Here is a 19,424-nt window from a genome sequence, read left to right as displayed (position 1 = left end):
AACGGTTTGAGAGAACGCCGGAGCGCGCGGCTCGCATCGCCCGGATGAACGCGCTGACGCCGGAAATGCGGCGGCGAGCGCCCCCGGCGACGATTTCGGCGCTGATGCTGGACCCGCACGTGGACGTGCGCATGTGGGCGGCGATGCGATTTTCCGAGATCGATCGCGAGCTTTCGAACGCCGCGTTCGCCGGAGCTCGCGAGAAGGTGTCGCCCCGGGAGGCGCTGGCGCTGATCGACCACGCGCGCACGCCTCCGCCCGCGCAACCGACCTTGGCCCAGATGTCGGTCGACGACCTCGTGGCGCGGTTTTCAGACGCCTGCCTGCGGGAATTCTGGAGCCGGCATTGCGGCCGCGATGGCAGTGGTCTCGATGGGGAGCTTCGCAACACCATCATCGGGGAGATCCAGAGCATCGCTGAGGAGCTCGGGCGCCGCGGGGCGCGAGAGCGGCTGTTGCCGTTGCTCGATTCGCCGAACATCACGACGCGGGCGGAAGCCGCGCGCGCCACCATCAGGATCGCTCCTGAGAGGGCGGTGAAGACGCTCGAGGCGGTGAGCGAAAGCAAGGATTCCTGCGAGCTTGGAGGAGCCTCGATGTCGCTCTTGTACTATGAGTTTGAGGGGATCATTCCGGCGCGGAAGCGGCCGCAGAATTGACGATGTGGGTGCTGAAATGAGCGTGCGCGATGTCGGCGACATGACCGTTCCGGAACTCGTCGACGAGTTTCGCCGGCTCGCCGACGAGCTTGGAACGCCCTGGGATTCCCGGAGGCCTGGACGGTTTGAGAGAACGCCGGAGCGCGCGGCTCGCATCGCCCGGATGAACGCGCTGACGCCGGAAATGCGGCGGCGAGCGCCCCCGGCGACGATTTCGGCCCTGATGCTGGACCCCGAGGTGGACGTGCGCATGTGGGCGGCGATGCGATTTTCCGAGATCGATCGCGAGCTTTCGAACGCTGCGTTCGCCGGAGCTCGCGAGAAGGCGCCACCCCGGGAGGCGCTGGCGCTGATCGAACACGCGCGCACGCCTCCGCCCGCGCAACCGACGTTGGCCCAGATGTCGGTCGACGACCTCGTGGCGCGGTTCTCCGATGCCTGCCTGCGGGAGTTCTGGACCCGGCATTGCGGCCGCGATGGCAGTGGTCTCGATGAGGAGCTTCGCTACAGAATCGATGGCGAGGTAGATCAGATTGTCGCGGAAATACGCCGCCGCGGGGCGTGCGACCGGCTGCTGCCATTGCTCGATTCGCCGAACATCACGACGCGGGCGGAAGCCGCGCGCGCCACCATCAGGATCGCTCCCGAGCGCGCGGTCAGGACGCTCGAGGCGGTGAGCGACAGCAAGGATTCCCGCGAGCTTGGAAGAGCGTCGATGTCGCTGTGGTATTACGAGCACGAGGGGATCATTCCAGCGCGGAAGCGGCCGCAGAATTGACGATGTGGGTTCTGAAATGAGCGTGCGCGATGTCGCCGACATGACCGTTCCCGAACTCGTCGACGAGTTTCGCCTGCTCGCCGACGCGCTGGGAACCCCCTGGAACTACAAGAAGAGGCCGGAACGCTTCGACAAGACGCCGGAGCGCGCGGCGCGCATCGCCCGGATGAACGCGCTGACGCCGGAAATGCGGCGGCGAGCGCCCCCGGCGACGATTTCGGCCCTGATGCTGGACCCCGAGGTGGACGTGCGCATGTGGGCGGCGATGCGATTTTCCGAGATCGATCGCGAGCTTTCGAACGCCGCGTTCGCCGGGGCGCGCGAGAAGGCGCCACCCCGGGAGGCGCTGGCGCTGATCGAGCACGCGCGCACGCCGCCGCCCGCGCGGCCGACTTTGGCGCAGATGTCGGTCGACGACCTCCTCGCGCGCTTCTCCGACGCCTGCCTGCGGGAATTCTGGACCCGGCACTGCGGCCGCGATGGCAGTGGTCTCGATGAGGAGCTTCGGTACAGAATCGACGGCGAGGTCGATCAGATTGTCGCGGAAATACGCCGCCGCGGGGCGTGCGACCGGCTGCTGCCATTGCTCGATTCGCCGAACATCACGACGCGGGCGGAAGCCGCGCGCGCCACCATCTCGATCGCTCCCGAGAGGGCGGTGAAGACGCTCGAGGCGGTGAGCGACAGCAAGGATTCCTGCGAGCTTGGAGGAGCCTCGATGTCGCTGTGGTACTACGAGCACGAGGGGATCATTCCAGCGCGGAAGCGGCCGCAGAATTAACGATGTGGGTGCTGAAGTGAGCGCGCGCGATGTCGCCGACATGACCGTTCCCGAACTCATTGACGAGTTTCGCCAGCTCGCCGACGCGCTCGGAAGCGCCTGGGATTTCCGCAAGAGGCCGGAGCGCTATCGTCGGACCCCGGAGCGCGCCGCACGCCTCGCGCGTATCAATGCGCTGATCCCGGAGATGGAAAGACGGGTCCCCGCCGGAACGCTGGCGGCCCTGATGGAAGATCCGGAAGAGGACGTGCGGCTGTGGGCGGCGATGCGCTTTTGCGCGATTGATGACGAGCTTTCGAACGCCACGATCGCCGGATTCTGCGAGAAGGTGTCGCCCCGGGAGGCGCTGGCGCTGATCGAGCACGCGCGCGCGCCGCCGCCCGGGCGGCCGACCTTGGCGCAGATGTCGGTCGACGACCTCGTCGCGCGGTTCTCCGACGCCTGCCTGCGGGAATTCTGGACCCGGCATTGCGGCCGCGGGCGCATCCCTCTCGATATCGAGCTTTGCAACACAATCGACGGCGAGGTCGAAGAAATCGTGGCGGAGCTCCGCTGCCGCGGGGCGTGCGACCGGCTGCTGCCCCTGCTCGATTCGCCGAACATCACGACGCGGGCGGAAGCGGCGCGCGCGACGATCCGGATCGCTCCCGAGCGGGCGGCGAAGGCGCTCGAAGCGGTGAGCAAGAGCGGGGACTCCTGGGAACTTGGACGCGCCGGGCAATCGCTACGGTCCTACGAGGAAGAGGGCGTCATTCCGCCGCGGACCCCCTCGCAGAGCTGACGATGCGAGTGGAGAAGAGCGACGCTTTCGATTGAGAATTGGCGTGAGGCGTCCCCCAACCCCGTCATTGCGAGGAGCGCAGCGACGAAGCAATCCACGGCGCCGGTTGCGTCCATTCGGCAAGGATCGCTCCGTCTTCTGCTCGCAACCAAGCCCGAGGGACGGCGTGGCGGTCCACGAGCCGCGACAGCAGCGCAAGCGGCCCCTGGATCGCCGCGCTTGGCTCGCGATGACGGCGGTCTTCGGCGTCCACCTTGGGCGTTGCCGTGAGGCTGCCGACGAACTTCGAGCCTATGGGGTGCTGAAATGAGCGCGCGCGATGTCGCTTGCCGCCGGAATCAAGCGCTCCGGATCTCCGAGTGGGAGGGCGTCACTGCGGCGCGGAGATCGTCACGGACCTGACGACGGGCGCGATTCGGGGCGCGATGGCGTTCGCTGGCCGCAACCGCTTGCACGACGACGCGCGGAACGTGGGGCGGCGCGTCGCCGCGCGCCGCCGTCCGCCAAAGCCGCGCCGCTCTTCCCCCGGCGCAAAAATTCGTCTATCGACGGGACGCTCAGCAGGCCGGGCGCCGTCCCGGACCGTCGGCGGATCGCACGAAGGACGCATCGCGGCCAGGAAGAGCCGGCGACGCGGCCTTTTTTTGTGCGCCTGCCGCATCAGCACCGCCGCGTCCAAGGGGGCGCCGGCGGCCGAAGAGGACCGCATGCCGAAGCGCACCGACATTTCCACCATCCTGATCATCGGCGCGGGGCCGATCATCATCGGTCAGGCCTGCGAGTTCGACTATTCCGGCACGCAGGCGTGCAAGACCTTGCGCGCCGAGGGCTATCGCATCGTCCTGATCAATTCGAACCCGGCCACCATCATGACCGACCCGGACATGGCCGACCGCACCTATGTCGAGCCGATCACCCCGGAGATCGTCGCCAAGATCATCGCCAAGGAGCGCTATGCGGTTCCCGGCGGCTTCGCCCTGCTGCCGACCATGGGCGGGCAGACGGCGCTGAACTGCGCCCTCAGCCTCAAGAAGATGGGCGTGCTCGAGCAATACGACGTCGAGATGATCGGCGCCACGGCGGAAGCGATCGACAAGGCCGAGGACCGCGAGCTGTTCCGCGAGGCGATGACCAGGATCGGCCTCGAGACGCCGCGTTCGCACCACATCAAGACCCTGAGCCAGGCGCTCGCCGCGCTCGACGACATCGGCCTGCCGGCGATCATCCGCCCGAGCTTCACGCTGGGCGGCACCGGCGGCGGCATCGCCTACAACAAGGGCGAGTTCATCGACATCGTCGAGCGCGGCATCGACGCGTCGCCGACCAACGAGGTGCTGATCGAGGAGAGCGTGCTCGGCTGGAAGGAGTTCGAGATGGAGGTCGTCCGCGACAAGGCGGACAATTGCATCATCGTCTGCTCGATCGAGAACCTCGACCCGATGGGCGTCCACACCGGCGATTCGATCACCGTCGCGCCGGCGCTGACGCTGACCGACAAGGAATTCCAGATCATGCGCGACGCCTCGATCGCGGTCTTGCGCGAGATCGGGGTCGAGACCGGCGGTTCGAACGTGCAGTTCGCCGTCGATCCGGCGGACGGGCGGATGATCGTGATCGAGATGAACCCGCGCGTCTCGCGCTCCTCGGCGCTGGCCTCGAAGGCCACCGGCTTCCCGATCGCCAAGGTGGCGGCGAAACTCGCCGTCGGCTACACGCTCGACGAGATCGCCAACGACATCACCGGCGGCGCGACGCCGGCCTCGTTCGAGCCGACCATCGACTATGTCGTCACCAAGATCCCGCGCTTCGCCTTCGAGAAATTCCCCGGCGCCGAGCCGACGCTGACAACCGCGATGAAATCGGTGGGGGAAGCGATGGCGATCGGCCGCACCTTCGCCGAATCGCTGCAGAAGGCGCTGCGCTCGCTCGAGACCGGCCTCGACGGCCTCGACGAAATCGAGATCGACGGCCTCGGCAAGGGCGACGACAAGAACGTCCTGCGTTCCGCCGTCGCCAAGCCCACCCCCGACCGGCTCCTGAACGTGGCCCAGGCGATGCGCATGGGGATGAGCGTCGAGGAGATTCACGAGGTCTCGAAAATCGACCCGTGGTTCCTCGAGCGGCTCGCCGAGATCGTCGCGCTCGAGGCGAGGGTGCGCGCGCACGGGCTGCCGCAGGACGCCGACAATCTGCGGATGCTGAAGGCGGCCGGGTTCTCCGACGTCCGCCTCGCCGGGCTCGTCGGCAAGACCGAAGACGAGGTGGCGCTCTTGCGCAAGGACCTCGGCGTCGTGCCGGTGTTCAAGCGCATCGACACCTGCGCGGCCGAGTTCGCCGCGCCGACCGCCTACATGTATTCGACCTACGAGGCCCCGTTCGCCGGCGCCCCCGCCTGCGAGGCGGACCCCTCGGCGCGCGAGAAGATCGTCATTCTCGGCGGCGGCCCGAACCGGATCGGGCAGGGCATCGAGTTCGACTATTGCTGCTGCCACGCCTGTTTCGCGCTGAGCGAGGCCGGCTACGAAACCATCATGATCAACTGCAATCCGGAAACGGTCTCGACCGACTACGACACCTCGGATCGCCTGTATTTCGAGCCGCTGACGCGCGAGGACGTGCTCGCCATCCTCGACAAGGAGCGGGAGAAGGGGACGCTGAAGGGCGTGATCGTGCAGTTCGGCGGCCAGACGCCGCTGAAACTCGCTCACGTCATCGAGCAGTCGGGCGCGCCGATCCTCGGCACCTCGGTCGATTCGATCGATCTGGCCGAGGACCGCGACCGCTTCAAGCGGTTGCTCGACAAGCTGGCCTTGAAGCAGCCGAAGAACGGCATCGCCTATTCGGTCGAGCAGGCGCGGCTGGTCTCGGCCGACCTCGGCCTGCCGCTGGTCGTGCGCCCGTCCTACGTGCTCGGCGGCCGGGCGATGGCGATCATCCACGACCAGACCGCGCTCGACGATTATCTGCTCGGCGTGCTGCCGAGCCTGGTGCCGGCCGACGTCAAGGCTCGCTATCCCAACGACAAGACCGGGCAGATCAACACCGTGCTCGGCAAGAACCCGCTGCTGTTCGACCGCTATCTGTCGGATGCGATCGAGATCGACGTCGACGCGCTCAGCGACGGCAAGACGGTCGTCGTGGCCGGGATCATGGAACATATCGAGGAGGCGGGCATTCACTCGGGCGACAGCGCCTGTTCGCTGCCGCCGCGCTCGCTGACGCCCGAAACGATCGCGAGGCTCGAGGCCGAGACGAAGAAGCTCGCGCTCGCGCTCGAAGTCGGCGGCCTGATGAACGTCCAGTACGCGCTCAAGGACGGGGTGATCTATGTGCTGGAAGTCAACCCGCGCGCTTCCCGCACGGTTCCGTTCGTCGCCAAGGTGATCGGCAAGCCGATCGCCAAGATCGCCAGCCGCCTGATGGCCGGGGAGAGCCTGTCGGACTTCGCCTTCGATCTCGGCAAGCTCAACCATGTCGGGGTGAAGGAGGCGGTGTTTCCGTTCGCGCGCTTTCCCGGCGTCGACACGGTGCTCGGGCCGGAGATGCGCTCGACCGGCGAGGTCATGGGCATCGACCGCTCGTTCGAGGTCGCCTTCGCCAAGAGCCAGCTCGGGGCCGGGTCGCGCCCGCCGACCTCGGGCACGGTGTTCGTCTCGGTGCGCGACGCCGACAAGGAAGGCATCGTGGCGCCGCTCCAGGCGCTGCAGGCGCTCGGCTTCAAGATCATGGCGACCGCCGGCACGCAGCGCTACCTGACCGCTCGCGGCCTCAAGGCCGAGAAGGTCAACAAGGTGTCGGAAGGCCGCCCCAACGCGGCCGACATCGTCCGCAACGGCGGCGTGCAGCTCATGTTCAACACCACCGAGGGCGCGACCTCGCTCTCCGACTCCAAGCCGCTGCGGCGCGCCGCCCTCTTGCAAAAAACCCCCTACTACACCACACTTTCGGGCGCTGTCGCAGCGGCGGAGGGAATCCGCGCCGTTGCGGCGGGCGACCTCGAAGTCAGGGCGTTGCAGGACTATTTGGCGTGACGGCGCGACCAGTCGCCGCCACGTGGAACTCTTTTTGACAGGAAAATGATGGAAAAGCTCCCGATGACCGCCGCTGGCCATGCGGCGCTGGAGGCCGAGTTTCTTCGCCGGCAGCAGGTGGAGCGGCCGCGCATCATCGCCGCGATCTCCGAGGCGCGATCGCACGGCGACCTCTCCGAGAACGCCGAATATCATTCGGCCAAGGAGGCGCAGTCCCACAACGAGGGCCGCATCGTCGAGCTCGAGGACCTTCTGCAGCGCGCGGAGGTGATCGACATCAAGAAGCTGAACGGCAACACGATCCGGTTCGGCGCGACCGTGACGCTGATCGACGAGGACACCGAGGAGGAGAAGGTGTTCCAGATCGTCGGCCAGAGCGAGGCGGACGTGAAATCGGGCAAGATGTCGATCACCTCGCCGACCGGACGCGCCCTGATCGGCAAGAAGCCGGGCGACACCGTCGAGGTGACGACCCCGGGCGGCGGCAAGAGCTATGAAATCCTGAAAGTCGTCTTTATATAGCCGTCGAGCGCGGCGCCGGGCGTGTCCTGACGCCTGCCCGTCGGGCTGAAAGGGATTTCGACATGCCAAATCGCGCCTGGAGCCGTCGTATCGCGCAGGTCGCGCTCGGCGTGGCCGCCGCATTGGGAGCGGCGGCGTTCGCCGGGCCGTCCGCGCTCGCGCAAGGGCCGGTCCGGGTCCGGGCCGTGCAAGTCGATGTCGCGGCGTTGCGCGCGAACGTCGGCGACCCGACCGCGGCCTGGGTCGCGCAGGCCATGCCGCAGGCGCTGGTCCAGTCTCTGGGGGCGAACTACGCGCCGGGCGACCGCGGCGGCGCCACCCTGATCGTTCGGCCGGCGTGGGTCTACCTTTGCCCGAGCAGCGGCGGCGCCGGCGTGTGGGGAACCTGTCCCGATACGATGGAGGGCGACATCATCGTCAAGGGGCCGCGGGGCGGCGTCGTCGCCGAGATGCCGCTGCGGGCGATCACGACCTATTACCCGAACTCCGTCAACATCTCCCTTCCCGTGCAGTCGAACATGAACCGGATCAATCTGCTTTCGCAGGCGTTCGCCGGGTGGGTTCCCCGGCAACTCGGCCTTTGAGGCCGGGTCCGAATCGCCGCCGCTCCCTGTCTCCCCGAAAGGCCGAACCCTGATGGTGACCCGCCGCGCCGCGCTCGCCCTGTTCTCAGGCCTGCTGGCGTCGGCGCTCGCGCCCGACTTCGCTCAGGCCTCCTCCTGGCTCAGGGTTTCGCGAATCCACGTCGACGTGTCGCGCCTGCGCCGGCGGCGGGGCGACCCCACGGCGCAGTGGGTCGCGGACGCGATGCCCGCGAGCGTCGCGCAGGCGCTCGGGCGGCGCTTCGCGCGCGGCGCGCCCGGCGGCGCGGTCCTCAACGTCGATATCGACGACGTCCACCTCCTGCCGATGCGCATGGGCGAGGCGCCGCGCATCGTCGACGAGATCACCGGCTTCGTCTCGCTCGCCGGACCCGGGGTCGCGCCGCGCCGACGCAGCCTCCGCGCCACCGCCGTCTTTCGCCCGGCGGCGCGCGACATGCCGATGCGGGTCGAGGCCAACCGACGGCGGGTCACGCTGCTGGTCGAGCGTTTCGCGGCGCAGATTCCCCGCGACCTCGGCCTGTGAGCCCTCGGGACGGGACGTGACGGCGGCGATGGTCGGCGCGGGGACGGACCGATCGAAGACGCCGCGGATCGGCGGTCCGGCGGTCGTCCTGGTGAGACCCCAACTCGCGGTCAACATCGGCATGTGCGCGCGGGCGATGGCCAATTTCGGCCTGGACGACCTGCGCCTGGTCAATCCGCGCGAGGGCTGGCCGCGCGCCGACGAATATCGCGACGTCGCCTACGCCGCGGCGGCGGGAGCGACCGCGCTGCTCGACGCGGCGCGGGTGTTTGACAGCGTCGAGGCGGCCGTCGCCGACTGTCATCGCGTCTACGCGGCGACTGCGCGCGAGCGCGGGCAGGCGAAGCCGGTCCTCAGCCCGAGCGTCGCGATGGCCGCGACCGCCGCCGCGCCGGGCGAGCGGCACGCGATTCTGTTCGGCCCCGAGCGCACCGGCCTCGACAACGACGAGGTGGCGATCGCCGGGGCGATCGTCACCTTTCCCGCCAATCCCGCCTACGCCTCGCTCAACCTGGCGCAGGCGGTGCTGCTGTGCGGCTACGAATGGTTCAAGGCGGCGCACGGCGACCAGCCGCCGCCGGCGACCATTCCGCGCGCCCTCTCGCCGCCGGCGCAGCGCGAGATGCTGCTCGCCTTCTTCGAGTATATGGAAGCCAAGCTCGACGAGAACGGCTTCTTTCGTCCGGCGACCAAGGTTCCGATCATGCGCCGCAACCTGCGCAACATTTTTCATCGCATGGAGCTGACGCAGCAGGACGTCCGCACGCTCTGGGGGGCGGTCGTGCGTCTGGCCGAAGGGCCGAGAGTCGAGGTGCAGACCCGCAAGCGCGTCCGGCCGAAGAAATCCGAGCCCTGAGCCGCCGCGACGCCGCTGCGCGTCGTGTCGGCGATGCGACGGCGCCGTCCGCAGTCTCCATTCGCACGCCCGCCGGGCCCCGCCGTTAGCGGCTTGGCGGCGCAACGCGCCTGCCAGAAAATCGTCAGGCCTCCCGGACGGTTTCGCCCGGAAGGCCTTGTCGACGGCCGGCCCGGCCGGTGCGGCCGGCGCCGCCTGACTACTGCTTCGGCGCTTCGGCCGGCGCCATCTCGTGGTGCATCTGATGGTGCATGTGATGGTGGTGATGGTGGTAGTGATGATGATGATAGTGGTGATGATGGTGATGGTGATGCATGGAATGCTCCATCGGCGCGGGAGCGGCGGGGGCCGCATCCTGCGCGACGGCGTATTCGGCGAGGCCGATGGTGAGCGCGGCGGCGACGACGAGGCTCTTGATCATGACGGCAGGTCCTGTTCCCGGAGGCCCCAGCGGCCTTCCCTGACGTACGATGCAGGCTGTGGCCTGAACGTACGATGAACCCGGCGAACCGGATGACTTCCGGGGCCGATTCGTGCTCAAAGCCGCTTCACGCAAGGCGAAGGATTCGGCAGGGATGGCGGCCAACAGCATGACGGGCTTCGCCCGCGCGTCGGGCTCGAGCGGCGCGTGGCGCTGGGCGTTCGAACTGAAGAGTGTCAACGCCAAGGGCCTCGACCTGCGGCTGCGCATGCCCCAGCCGTTCGACCGGGTCGAAGCGGAGGCGCGCGGCCGGATCGGCAAGGCGCTGACGCGCGGCACGTGTTTCGCCACGCTCACCCTACAGCGCGAGGGGAGCGCGAGCGCGCCGCGCATTGACGAGACCGCGCTGGCGGCGCTCGCGGCCGCGGCGCGCGCCGCGGCCCTGCGGGCGGGCCTCGCGCCGCCGACGATGGACGGCCTGCTCGCCGTGCGCGGGGTGGTGGAAGCGTCCGAGGCGGAGGACGACGAACCGGCGGTCGCCGCGGCCTGTGCGGGCGTGCTGACGAGCCTCGACGAGGCGATCGCCGCGCTGTCGGCGGCGCGGCGGACCGAGGGCGAGGCCCTGACTGCGGTGCTTTTCGAGCGACTCGACGCGATCGAGGCGTTGACGCGCGTAGCCGACGCCAATCCGGCGCGCAAGCCGGAGGCGGTCCGCGCCAGGCTCGCTGAGAGCGTCGCGGCGCTGATGGCGGCGGGGCGCGGCTTCGACGAGGCCCGGCTGCATCAGGAGGCGATCCTGTTGGCTTCCCGGGCCGACATCCGCGAGGAGCTCGACCGGCTGACGACCCACGTCGCCGCGGCGCGGACCCTCATCGCGGAGGGCGGAGCGATCGGCCGCCGGCTCGACTTCCTCGCCCAGGAGTTCTCCCGTGAGGCGAGCACGCTCTGCGCCAAGGCCAACGACGTCAGCCTCACCGCCCAGGGGCTTGAACTGAGGGCGCAAATCGAGCAATTCCGCGAGCAGGCGCAAAACATCGAATGACGGGAGAGACGATGAATCCGGGCCGGCGCGGCATGATCCTGATCCTGTCCTCGCCCTCGGGCGCGGGCAAGACGACGTTGACCCGCATGCTGATGCAGGACAAGGCCCTCGACCTGACGCTCTCGGTCTCGGTGACGACGCGGACGCGGCGCTCCTCCGAAGTCGACGGCATCCATTACCGCTTCATCGAGCGGCGCGAATTCGAGCGCATGAAGGCCGAGGGCGACCTGCTCGAGTGGGCCGAGGTGCACGGCAACGGCTACGGCACGCCGCTCGCGCCTGTGGAAGCCGTGCTCGCCCAGGGGCGCGACATGCTGTTCGACATCGACTGGCAGGGCGCGGCCCAGGTGCGCGAGCGCCTCGGCGACGACGTGGTGTCGATCTTCGTCCTGCCGCCGTCGATGACCGAGCTTCGCGCCCGCCTCGAACGGCGGGCCGAAGATTCCGCGATCACCATCGAGAAGCGGCTCGAGGCGGCGCGGCACGAGATCGAGCGCTGGCGGAACTACCACTACGTGATCGTCAACGACGACCTGCAGCGGGCCTACCGCGACGTTCTGGCGATCATCGCCGCCGAACGGCTCAAGGTGCGCCGGGTGCAGGCCGGCGTCGCGCCGTTCGTCGAGCGGCTGGTCCACGGCTGAACGGCTCGGCGGGCTGGCGCCTGCCGCGCCGCTGACCAACGCGCGCCGTGCCGGCGTCCGCCGGACTCAGTGACCGCCTCGCGAGCCTCCCGACGCCCGGCGCGCTCGAGACGCCAGCAGACGGACAGCCGATCGTCCTGCTAAGGGTATCCATCGGACGTTCCGAAGACGGCGCTGGGTCTTGGCGCCTCGATCCAAACAGAGGCGGTCGATCCATGAACCTGCTGATTTCCCTGATCGTGATCCTCTACCTCATCGGCGTCGGGGTGGTGCTGTCTCCGGTCGTCGAGTCCAATTGGAGCAGCGCCTCGGCCAGCGGCCTGGTCACGAGCGTCGGGCAGGCGCTGCCGGAGGCGCTGGCATGGCCGGTGCGATTTTACCATCGCGTGGCCGACCGGCGTTGAAATCGCAGCCTGATTAGAGGCCGATCCCGGCGCGGACGGAAAGAAGAGCCCCGTCCAGAGGGGGGAGGGACCTCTGGGCGGGGCTCTGCCGATCCCTCGCACGCAGGGCGGGGCGGACGGGGAGCGGGCGATGGCGGGCTCCAGCGGTCTGGTCCGGAGCGCCTGGCCGACATCCACAAGCTCCCACGGAGCGGCCGCTGCGACTTGTCTTCGGCCGCCAAAGTTTCCTGTCTGCGATCGATTTCAGACGAAAGCCCGGCGCGGCGAGATCGGCGCGCCGTCGCTCGGGGCGATGACGCTCCTCGCGATGACGAGCCACGCCGCTTCGCTCCTCGCGACGACGGCGGTTTGGCAGTTGGCGCGAAAAAGAAACCCCGCCCAGGCGGCTTTCCTGGGCGGGGTTTGGCCTCGGAGGACGGATTGTCCGGCCGAAGCTTGTCCGAGGCGCGATCAGCGGGTCGCGTTCCAACGCCTGACGTGCGCGACCACGATGAGCGCGACCAGCAAGAGATCCAGGAACCGACTGGGGAGTTCCATCATGTCCGCACCCGCCTGGCCCGAAGCCGCAGGCTAATTGCCAAACGGGCGCTGCGCGCGCGCCGATCCCCACGCTACGACCACGATCGTGATGATCGCGCTCAGGACCACATATCCCTCCAATATAGATTCCATCATTTCGACACCCTCCCAGGGGCCGGGTTCTCGTCAATAGCCCGAAATCGCCCTCAGATTGGCACAACGCGCGGGAAGGGGTTTGGTTTCAGACGCCAAAAAAAAATTCAACCGCGCCAAATCCACAATGGAAGCGCCGATTTAATGTGAGCAGGAACACCAAGCCTTGCGGCGCCTTGGAATGACGGGCGGTCGTCGACGCCGAGGCGGGGGCGATGACGCTTCCCGCCGTCCTCGCGAGGAGCCCGAAGGGCGACGCGGCGATCCAGGGCCGCCTGCGCCGACGTTGCAGCGCGGCGACGCCGGGCATACGGCAGACCTTGGCCCCGCCCCACTGGATCGCCACGTCGCTTCGCTCCTCGCGATGACGGCGGTTTGGGTGTTCCTGTGAGCAGGGGTTTCATGAACCGGTCGCCGGGCCAAGCCGGGCCGCCGTCGCCGGAGGGCGAAAAAGGAGCCCCGCCCGAGGAGGGAGGAAGCCTCGGGCGGGGCGACGCCGGCTTGGGAGCGACAGGGTCGGCGCTCGGTCTGCCGGAGGACACCAGGAGCTAAGCAAGTTCGGCGCCATCGGCGGCGAAACGCGAAACCGCGTCGCTGCCGGCAAGGAGGAGGGCGGCCCGGTCGCCCGCGCCCGGGCGCGGGCGCGGCGACGAGGGGGCGCGTCGCGCGGCCGGCGGGAGCGGCGCGACGCAAAACGCGAAGACCCGTCGCAATCTGCAACGAGGCGCGCCGGACCCTCTCGGAGCGCCCTCAGGCCTTCGCGTCGAGACCGTAGAGCGAGTGCAGCGTGCGCACCGCGAGTTCGGTGTAGGGCTCGTCGATCAGCATCGAGAACTTGATCTCCGACGTCGTGATGGCGCGGATGTTGATGCCCTTGGCGGCCAGCGCCTGAAACGCGCGGGCGGCGACGCCGGAATGGGAGCGCATGCCGACGCCGATCGCCGACACCTTCACCACCTCTTCCGTGCCGTTGATCCGGGCATAGCCGATCGCCTCGCGATGCGAGGCGATGATTTTTTGGGCGCGCTCGAAATCGGCGCCCGAGACGGTGAAGGTGATGTCGGTCGTGGCCGAATCTTCAGACACGACCTGGATGATCATGTCGACATTGATGCTGGCCTCGGCGAGCGGGCCGAAGATCGCGGCGGCGACTCCGGGCTTGTCGGCCACGTCGCGCAGCGTGATCTGCGCCTCGTCGCGCGAGAAGGCGATACCGGTGACGACCTGCTGCTCCACGATATCCTCCTCGTCGCAAATGAGTGTGCCAAGCTTGGGGTCGGCCGGATCGTCGAATGACGACCGCACGTAGAGCTTGACCTTGTGCACCATGGCCACCTCGACCGAGCGCACCTGCAGAACCTTGGCGCCGAGCGACGCCATCTCGAGCATTTCCTCGAACGAAATCCGGTCGAGCCGCCGCGCCTTGGGCACGATGCGCGGATCGGTCGTGTAGACGCCGTCGACGTCGGTGTAGATGTCGCAGCGGTCGGCGTGGATGGCGGCGGCGAGCGCCACCGCCGAGGTGTCCGAGCCGCCGCGCCCCAGCGTCGTCACCCGGTTGGTGGGCGCGTGCAGGCCCTGGAAGCCGGCCACGATGGCGATCTCGCCGGCGCCGAACCCGTCGATCAGGCGCGCGCCGTCGATCTTGGCGATCCGCGCGCTTCCGTGCGCGTCGTCGGTGAGAATCGGGATCTGCCAGCCCTGCCACGAGCGCGCCTTGAAGCCGATGTCCTTGAGCGCCAGCGCGAGCAGGCCCGCGGTCACCAGTTCGCCCGAGGCGACGATCGCATCGTATTCCGGATTGTCGAAATGCGATCCGGTCTCCTTGCACCAGGCGACGAGTTCGTTGGTCTTGCCGGACATGGCGGAGACCACCACCGCGACCTCGTGACCCGCGTCCGCTTCCCGTTTCACGTGCCGCGCGACGTTGCGAATGCGTTCGACGTTGGCGACCGACGTGCCGCCGAATTTCATCACCAGACGCGACACGAAGGACCTCGGTTTTCGGTAAGGGAAAGCGCCGCTCGCGCGAGGGGTCGCGGCGCCGTATAAGGGCGCGCCCCCGGCGGGTCAACGCCGGCCGGCGTCGACCCGCTTTCCCGAGGTGAACATGAGCGCGCAATCGGCCAGAAGCGTCATCGCCGAGGAAGTCCAGCGGTTCGACGCGCTCGGCGAGTCGTGGTGGGACGAGAACGGGCCGATGGCGCCGCTGCATCGCCTGACGCCGGTGCGCGTCGCCTGGGCGCTCGACGCCCTCGCCCGGCGCTTTCACCGCGAGGCGGAGGCGGGCCTGCCGCTGAGCGGCCTCACGATCCTCGACGTCGGCTGCGGCGGCGGCCTGTTCGCCGAACCGCTGGCGCGGCTCGGCGGCGACGTGCTCGGCATCGATCCGGCTCCCGCCTCGATCGGCGTCGCGCGCCGCCACGCCGAGGCGACCGGGGCGAGACTCGAATATCGCGTGGCGACCGTCGAGGAGATGGCGGCGGGCGCGGACAAATTCGACGTCGTGACGGCGATGGAGGTGGTCGAGCACGTCGCCGATCCCGCCCGCTTCGTCGCCGAGGCGGCGTCGCTGCTGAAGCCCGGCGGGATCTTCCTCGCCTCGACCGTCAACCGCACGCTGCGCAGTTTCGTCCTCGCCATCGTCGGCGCCGAATACATCCTGCGCTGGATCGAGCCCGGCACCCATCGCTGGGAGCAGTTCGTCACGCCCGAAGAACTGACGCTCGCCGCCCGTCAGGCGGGCTTGAAGGGGATCGAGCGCAAGGGCGTCTCCTACGACCCGCTGCGCCGCAGCTGGCGGCTCACGGACGACCTCGGCGTCAACTACCAGCTCGCGGCGAAGAAGCCGGCGTGAAACGCGGCGCGCGCCGCTACCGCGCCCGCGTCCAGGCGACCGACTTGCAGATCAGGCCGCCGAGGACGCAGCCGGCGGTGGTGAGGCTGTCGCCCGACAGGGTCATCTTGCCGGAATAGGTCTTCCCGTCCTCGGGGTTGAAGGCGGAGCCGGTCCAGACGTTGTCGCCGTGCGGCTTCATGCCGAAGAAGACCTGCTGGCCGACCTTGGCCGGGCCGCTGGAATCCTTGAGCCAGACGATCGAGCCGCACAAGGCCTCGCCGCCGCAGGGCGCAATCCGCACCTTCGACGCGCCGCTGTCGCGCAGCCACAGGCCCGTGGCGTCTCCGGCCGCAGCCGCCGACATCGACACGGCCAGAATCGCCGCGCTCCCGAGCAACACCCTCGCCATGTCATCCCTCCCCGGATTGCGCCGCCGATCAGTTCACGAATGAACGATGCGGTCAAGCCGCCGGTTCACGGGCCGTCCCATCAGCCCGCCGGCAGCGCCGGAGCGAGCCGGGCCGCCGCCACAGGGCGCGGGCGAGCGAGGAGCCGGCGGGGGTCTGCGCCCGCCTGATCGAGGCGCAGGACGAGGCGGCGGGAATCGGGAACCCCGTGAAACCCGTCATATATGCATTGTCCAAGCCGCCGATGGTCGCCAAATAAACCAAAAAAAGAAAACAAAGCCCGTGTCGCCGTATGCCGCCCCGGATCGCGCCCTTGACGTGATCAGCGTTAGGATTTTATCAATATGACGAAGAGAGCTGGGCGAGAGCGGTCGTGCAATTCTGCGAGCGACTGTCGCGCGGGAGGGGTCTTTATGACAAAGAACATTCCTGTCTGGTCGACGACGGGCGTCTATACAGTCGGCCAAGAAGTCACCTTCGACGGCGTGATCTATATCGCCAACTGGTGGACCCAAGGCGACAATCCCGCTCAAGACAACGGCGGTCCCGGCTCGGGCAAGCCCTGGACCGTTGTCGATGCGGGCTCCGGCGGGTCCACCTCCAAGACGGTCCCGTCAGCGCCGGGAGGGCTCGCTGCGTCCGCGACGTCCGCCACCGCGACGACCCTGAGCTGGACGCCGGTCGCCCCGCCAACCGGACAGACGATCACCGACTACATCGTTTACGAGAACGGGACAGCGATCGGCGCGACGACGTCGACGAGCTACGTCGCATCGGGCCTGACGGGCTCGACCCGCTACAGCTTCACCGTGGCGGCGGAAGACGCGGCCGGAACCTCGGCGCAGAGTTCGGCGCTGCAGGTCGCCACCGGCGGCGCGGTTCCGTCGGCGCCCGGCGGCCTCAAGGACTCGTCGACATCGTCCGCCGCGACGACCTTGAGCTGGACGGCCGTCGCCCCTCCGAGCGGCGAGACGATCACCGACTACGTCGTTTACGAGAACGGCAAGGTTCTCGGCACGACAACGACCACGAGCTTCGCCGTCTCCGGTTTGACGGCCTCGACCAGCTACGCCTTCACGGTGGCGGCGCAGGACGCCGCCGGAACCTCGGCGCAGAGTTCGGCGCTGAGCGTCAAGACGACCGCCGCCGCTTCGATTCCGATCTGGTCCGCGACCGCCGTCTACACCCAGGGGATGGAGGCGCAGGAAAACAACATCGTCTACGCGGCGAACTGGTGGACCCAGGATCAGGACCCCGCCAAGAACAGCGGCGCCTCGGGCGGCGGCGAGCCCTGGACGATCATCGGCGCCGCGCCGGGCAGCACGACCGGCGGCGCGCCGACCGTGCCGGCGGGCCTCGCTGCGGCGTACACCACCTCCAACTCGACGACGCTGAGCTGGAACGCCGCCGCCGCGCCGATCGGCCAGGCTGTCACCGGCTACGATATTTACGAGAATGGCAAGGAAGTCGCGACCACGACCTCGACGCGGGGCACGGTGACCGGCCTCGCGGCGTCGACCGCCTACACGTTCAGCGTCAGCGCGGTCGATGCCGACGGCGCTTCGCCGACAAGCTCCGCGGTCAGCGTCACGACCGCCGCCGCAGCGGCGGGCGGCGCCGCGAGCGTCGTGTTCGCGCCCTATATCGACATGGGCCTGACCCAGGACGAGAATCTGGTCGCCATCGCCCAGGCCTCCGGCATCAAGACCTTCACGCTCGCCTTCATCCAGAGTTCCGGTCAAAACCAGATCGGCTGGGGCGGGACGGGGACGATCGCCGGGGACAAGCTCGCCGACGGCTCGACCATCCTTCAGCAGGTCCAGAACCTGCGCGCGATCGGCGGAAACGTCATCATCTCGTTCGGCGGCTCGGCCGGGACCGACCCGGCGGTCGCGGCGACCAGCGCGTCCGCGCTCCAGGCGGAATACCAGTCGGTGATCAATCGCTACGGCGTGACGTCGCTCGACTTCGACGTCGAGGGCGCGGCGATCGCCAATACGGCGTCGATTCACCTGCGCGACCAGGCCCTCCTCGGGCTCGAAGCGGCCAATCCCGGCCTGCAGATCTCGTTCACCATACCCGTGCTGCCGACCGGCCCCGACTCGAACGGCCAGGCCTTCCTGCAGGACGTCAAGAACGACGGCGTCGACCCGAACGTCGTCAACATCATGACGATGGATTACGGCTCGGCGGTCGACAACGGCGGCGCGATGGGTCAGGACGCGATCGACGCGGTTCAGGCGACGGCGGCGCTGATCAAGTCGCTCGGCCTGAAGGCGACGATCGGCGTCACGCCGATGATCGGCGTCAACGACGTCTCGTCCGAAGTGTTCACGCTCGCCGACGCCCAGCTTCTGTCGAATTACGCCAGCGGCGCGGGCAGCGACATCGGCCGGCTGTCGATGTGGTCGGTCGCGCGCGACAACGGCAGCGGGGCGGGGGCGACCTGGGCTTCGCCGACCGCGAGCGGGCTCGCGCAGTCCGCCTACCAGTTCTCATCGATCTTCGAGAAGGCCTGAGCGCCTTCCGCGCCCCGGCTCGGCCGGGGCGCGCGGCCCTGCGGCCGTTTGTCGCCCCCGAACGCGATCGGGTCGGCCCGTTGCGCGCCGCCTCGCGCCGGGCGACCGACCGGCTGACCACGGCGGCGGGCGGCCCGGACGTGGGCAGGTCCGCTCGGCGCCGCCTTCTCCCGGCGGAGAAGGGGGCTCACCCCTTCCCGGGGCATTCCTTCGACAGCCGGTCCATCGCCTGGGAGAAGCCTTCGAGCGAATAGCTGTCGGTGGTCGGCGAGCCCTTGGTCGAGGCGGCCTTCACAGTCAGCGTCACGCCCGCCTTCATCTGGGTGATGAGGGCGCTCTCGCGCGCGGCGTTCTTCACCCAGAGATTGGCGCCCTTGGGCAAGAGGTCGAAAGTCTCGTCGCCGACCGTGGCGACCGGCGAAACGCCGCCGCCCTTGGCCTTGGCCTCGGGCTTGGCCTTCGTCTTGGCCGCCTTGGGGTCGGGCTTCTCTGCTTCCTTGGCCGCCGCCGCCGCGCCGCCCGCGACGTCGAATCCCATGATGAACGACACCTCGTTGCGCACGCCCTCGACGGGGCGGTCGGAGATGAAGGCGTAGCCGGCCTCGCGCTTGGCGGCCGGCTCGCGCGTCTTGGGCTGGGCGAGCACGTAGCAGATCTTGCCCCGGCCCGCCTGGCCGACGAACACGTTCCAGTCGCCGAAGCTCGCCACCAGATTGGGCTTCGCCGCCTCGGTCTTCTTCGAGACGGCCTCGGCCGGAGCGGCGCCTGCGAGCGCCACGGCGGCTGCGGCCCAGGCGGCGCACGCGCGCCAACGAGACGAAACCTTGCGAAATGTCATAAGCCTACCCTTCGAACCGCCCAACCCTCGCTGCGAGCGCCCCCTTGCCGCCGGATCGGGGCGAAATTCCGACCCCACGCTTTGCTCGCGAGCGCCCGCCTT

The 19,424-nt window shown here is 68.8% G+C and carries 19 protein-coding genes; 14 read left to right on the top strand and 5 right to left on the bottom strand.

All coding sequences use genetic code 11. The annotated features are described in order from the left end of the window. From DFR50_RS09585 to DFR50_RS09570, 4 genes are all read left to right on the top strand, one after another. The coding region (locus tag DFR50_RS09585) for a DUF2019 domain-containing protein (protein ID WP_210208845.1) at positions 1-659 on the top strand (659 nt) is incomplete at its 5' end. A gap of 16 nt (positions 660-675) precedes the next feature. Further along, the gene (locus DFR50_RS09580) at positions 676-1,437 is read left to right on the top strand and encodes a DUF2019 domain-containing protein (protein WP_170153132.1); all 762 of its coding nucleotides are present in this window, start codon (positions 676-678) and stop codon (positions 1,435-1,437) included. Positions 1,438-1,453: 16 nt separating this feature from the next. After that, positions 1,454-2,218, top strand: coding sequence for a DUF2019 domain-containing protein (locus DFR50_RS09575; protein ID WP_113888984.1), 765 nt, complete (start codon positions 1,454-1,456; stop codon positions 2,216-2,218). Between the two features lie 16 nt (positions 2,219-2,234). Next, positions 2,235-2,999: a DUF2019 domain-containing protein gene (locus tag DFR50_RS09570; protein ID WP_113888983.1), complete on the top strand. Its 765-nt coding sequence runs from the start codon at positions 2,235-2,237 to the stop codon at positions 2,997-2,999. Positions 3,000-3,369: 370 nt separating this feature from the next. Here DFR50_RS09570 and DFR50_RS31320 read toward each other — a convergent pair whose 3' ends face one another. Further along, positions 3,370-3,726: a hypothetical protein gene (locus tag DFR50_RS31320; protein WP_147262711.1), complete on the bottom strand. Its 357-nt coding sequence runs from the start codon at positions 3,724-3,726 to the stop codon at positions 3,370-3,372. On the opposite strand from DFR50_RS31320, the gene carB reads away from it, so the two are divergent. The 5 genes from carB (at position 3,707) to DFR50_RS09545 (ending at position 9,536) form a co-directional block, all read left to right on the top strand. Further along, entirely contained in the window at positions 3,707-7,030 is a 3,324-nt protein-coding gene (gene carB / locus DFR50_RS09565; protein ID WP_113889117.1) for a carbamoyl-phosphate synthase large subunit, read from the top strand. The two genes, DFR50_RS31320 and carB, sit on opposite strands and share 20 nt — an antisense overlap. A 48-nt stretch (positions 7,031-7,078) precedes the next feature. After that, a complete protein-coding gene (greA, locus tag DFR50_RS09560; RefSeq protein WP_113888982.1) occupies positions 7,079-7,552 on the top strand; it encodes a transcription elongation factor GreA in 474 nt (157 codons plus the stop codon). A gap of 62 nt (positions 7,553-7,614) precedes the next feature. Further along, a complete protein-coding gene (locus tag DFR50_RS09555) occupies positions 7,615-8,136 on the top strand; it encodes a hypothetical protein (protein ID WP_113888981.1) in 522 nt (173 codons plus the stop codon). Between the two features lie 52 nt (positions 8,137-8,188). After that, complete coding sequence (locus DFR50_RS09550) at positions 8,189-8,680, top strand: hypothetical protein (RefSeq protein WP_113888980.1); 492 nt, start codon at positions 8,189-8,191, stop codon at positions 8,678-8,680. 28 nt (positions 8,681-8,708) lie between these two features. Beyond that, positions 8,709-9,536, top strand: coding sequence for an RNA methyltransferase (locus DFR50_RS09545; RefSeq protein ID WP_113889116.1), 828 nt, complete (start codon positions 8,709-8,711; stop codon positions 9,534-9,536). 199 nt (positions 9,537-9,735) lie between these two features. Here the strand turns inward: DFR50_RS09545 and DFR50_RS09540 are convergent, their stop codons facing one another. Further along, on the bottom strand, positions 9,736-9,957 hold the full coding sequence (locus DFR50_RS09540) for a hypothetical protein (RefSeq protein ID WP_113888979.1): 222 nt from the start codon (positions 9,955-9,957) through the stop codon (positions 9,736-9,738). 154 nt (positions 9,958-10,111) lie between these two features. Here DFR50_RS09540 and DFR50_RS09535 point away from each other — a divergent pair, with 154 nt between their 5' ends. The 3 genes from DFR50_RS09535 (at position 10,112) to DFR50_RS09525 (ending at position 12,047) form a co-directional block, all read left to right on the top strand. Beyond that, entirely contained in the window at positions 10,112-10,999 is an 888-nt protein-coding gene (locus DFR50_RS09535) for a YicC/YloC family endoribonuclease (RefSeq protein ID WP_113888978.1), read from the top strand. After that, positions 10,996-11,643 (top strand): guanylate kinase, encoded by a 648-nt coding sequence (gene gmk / locus DFR50_RS09530; RefSeq protein WP_113888977.1) that lies wholly within the window; start codon positions 10,996-10,998, stop codon positions 11,641-11,643. The genes DFR50_RS09535 and gmk overlap by 4 nt, the downstream gene beginning before the upstream one ends. A gap of 215 nt (positions 11,644-11,858) precedes the next feature. Further along, the gene (locus tag DFR50_RS09525; protein ID WP_113888976.1) at positions 11,859-12,047 is read left to right on the top strand and encodes a hypothetical protein; all 189 of its coding nucleotides are present in this window, start codon (positions 11,859-11,861) and stop codon (positions 12,045-12,047) included. A 1,422-nt stretch (positions 12,048-13,469) separates the two neighbouring features. Here DFR50_RS09525 and DFR50_RS09515 read toward each other — a convergent pair. Further along, complete coding sequence (locus tag DFR50_RS09515) at positions 13,470-14,708, bottom strand: aspartate kinase (RefSeq protein WP_113888974.1); 1,239 nt, start codon at positions 14,706-14,708, stop codon at positions 13,470-13,472. Positions 14,709-14,829: 121 nt separating this feature from the next. On the opposite strand from DFR50_RS09515, the gene ubiG reads away from it, so the two are divergent. Beyond that, positions 14,830-15,576 (top strand): bifunctional 2-polyprenyl-6-hydroxyphenol methylase/3-demethylubiquinol 3-O-methyltransferase UbiG, encoded by a 747-nt coding sequence (ubiG, locus tag DFR50_RS09510; RefSeq protein ID WP_113888973.1) that lies wholly within the window; start codon positions 14,830-14,832, stop codon positions 15,574-15,576. 16 nt (positions 15,577-15,592) lie between these two features. On the opposite strand, the gene DFR50_RS09505 is transcribed toward ubiG, so the two are convergent. Next, on the bottom strand, positions 15,593-15,967 hold the full coding sequence (locus DFR50_RS09505; RefSeq protein WP_113888972.1) for a DUF2147 domain-containing protein: 375 nt from the start codon (positions 15,965-15,967) through the stop codon (positions 15,593-15,595). A 411-nt stretch (positions 15,968-16,378) separates the two neighbouring features. On the opposite strand from DFR50_RS09505, the gene DFR50_RS09500 reads away from it, so the two are divergent. Beyond that, the gene (locus DFR50_RS09500; RefSeq protein ID WP_170153131.1) at positions 16,379-18,484 is read left to right on the top strand and encodes a fibronectin type III domain-containing protein; all 2,106 of its coding nucleotides are present in this window, start codon (positions 16,379-16,381) and stop codon (positions 18,482-18,484) included. A 187-nt stretch (positions 18,485-18,671) separates the two neighbouring features. Here DFR50_RS09500 and DFR50_RS09495 read toward each other — a convergent pair whose 3' ends face one another. After that, positions 18,672-19,322: an invasion associated locus B family protein gene (locus DFR50_RS09495; RefSeq protein WP_113888970.1), complete on the bottom strand. Its 651-nt coding sequence runs from the start codon at positions 19,320-19,322 to the stop codon at positions 18,672-18,674. Positions 19,323-19,424 lie beyond the last annotated feature (102 nt).

Source organism: Roseiarcus fermentans, assembly GCF_003315135.1.
Taxonomy (GTDB): Bacteria; Pseudomonadota; Alphaproteobacteria; order Rhizobiales; family Beijerinckiaceae; genus Roseiarcus; species Roseiarcus fermentans.
The sequence above is the reverse complement of the archived record's forward strand: the minus strand, read 5'-3'. Positions and strand labels throughout refer to the sequence as shown.